Genomic DNA, 1,819 nt, shown 5'->3' with positions numbered 1-1,819 from the left:
GCTCGCCTTCCTGCCTCATTCGGTCAATGGGCACGGTCAGGTGAKSRTCAACCGCATTACCGCCTTAACCTTGTGTGAGCGCGATAAATCGGTGATCCGTGAATTGGCGCAGTATCATTATGACGACCAAGGCTTTTTGCTCTCGGTGCGCGCGGAAGCGGGGCGGAATTTTGACTACCAATACAATCAAGCCGGCCACCTTATTCGTTGGCAAGATAAGGCCAATACCTGGGTTGAGCATGATTATGATAAGCAAGGCCGAGCGCTTGCGACACGCTGTGCGGGTGACTACTGGAATGACCACATCCGCTACGACGACGCGCAGCGGATCCATTACTACAAAAATGCGTTTGGTGGCATTACCGCTTATCACTTAGACGAACGCAACCGCGTGGTGAAAACCGTGGCGCCAGATGGTAGCACCATCACTCAACGTGGGATAACGACAACCTGATTAGCCAAACCAATGCATTGGGTGAGACAACCTTCTATGCCTACGATGATTGGGGGAATGTGACCGACGTAGTGCTACCGGATGGGGCGGTGCATGCCTACCAGTACAGCGAGGAAGGGTATCTACTCGGTTATACCGACCCTGAAGGTGCGACATGGACGTATCAATACAACCCACAAGGGGATGTGATTGCCGCGACCGACCCTGAAGGGCGGGAAACCACGCTGACTTACACCCCAGAAGGCCATCGCGAGAGCCTGACGGAGCCCGATGGCACCACCACGCGCTATACCTATAATGAACTCGGGTTATTGGCCCGCGTGCAGCCCCAAGTTGGGATGGGCATGCGCTTTGAATACGACCGCCAAGGACGGTTATGCCGACGCGTCAGTGACAATAACTTGGTACGGACTTGGCACTACCAAGGTGACAGCCTCACGCCACGTAGCGTCTGTTACGAAGATGGCACCGCCGCTTACTTTGAATACGACATTGAAGGTAATCTGGTCAAAGTCACCGATGCACTGGGGCATAGCCAGTCGTTCGATTACGACGCGTTTGACTTATTGTCACAGGCAATTGACCCTCTCGGGGCGGTGACTCGCTACCACTACAATGCCGAAGCCCAGTTTGCAGGGGTCACTAACAGTCAAGGCCATGACTGGCGCTACACCTTTGATAAACAAGGGCGTGTAGTTAGCCAACAGCACTATGATAAGCGCGTCGAGCAGTACGAGTACGATGTAGCAGGGCGGCTGAGTCGTCATACCAAACCTGATGGCTATCAACACCAATACGACTACGACCAAGGGGGTCGGGTTAGCCACATCCACACCCTCGACGCGTCGGGCGCACCAGCGGGGCAAACCTGGTACGAATACGACGCGGCCTCGCGCTTGACCTATGCCGAAAATGGTGACGCGTGGGTAGGGCTACGCTATAGCCCGGCAGGGTTATTGGTGGAAGAAACCCTTAATGGCACCACACTGGCCTATCAGTACGATGAAGCGGGACGCCGTATAGAGGCCAAAGGCACAGAAACCGCGCGCCAGTATGACTGGCACCATCATCAGCTGACACAGGTTCAAATCGGTGCTCACCAGCCGCTTGATTTTGCCTATACCCCACAAGGGCAAGAGCAACAGAGAGGTAACCAACAAGGTTTTCGTTTAACCCATCAATGGAGTGAGCGAGGCCTACTGACACAACAAGGCTGGGCCAACACCAAGACCCGTTGCGGTGTTACCACTACGATGCCCTTGACCGCCTCACCGGGATAGATGACAACCACCGCGGTAGCCACCGATTCACCCTCAATCCCAATGGCCAAGTGTTGGGGCACGGCAGCAAAAAGCCTCGCAACCT

The 1,819-nt window shown here is 55.0% G+C and carries 2 protein-coding genes; both read left to right on the top strand.

Annotated elements, in window-relative coordinates:
• Window positions 1–454 (top strand): hypothetical protein (locus DZ54_RS23855; RefSeq protein WP_205619435.1); only part of this gene is annotated, 454 nt, incomplete at its 5' end.
• 17 nt (window positions 455–471) lie between these two features.
• Window positions 472–1,734, top strand: a complete 1,263-nt coding sequence (locus DZ54_RS26575) for an RHS repeat domain-containing protein (protein ID WP_025675518.1) — start codon at window positions 472–474, stop codon at window positions 1,732–1,734.
• Window positions 1,735–1,819: the final 85 nt, after the last annotated feature.

Source organism: Salinivibrio socompensis S35 (assembly GCF_000513715.1).
Lineage (GTDB): Bacteria > Pseudomonadota > Gammaproteobacteria > Enterobacterales > Vibrionaceae > Salinivibrio > Salinivibrio socompensis.
Note: the sequence above shows the minus strand (reverse complement) of the source record. Positions and strands in the feature narration are given on the sequence as shown.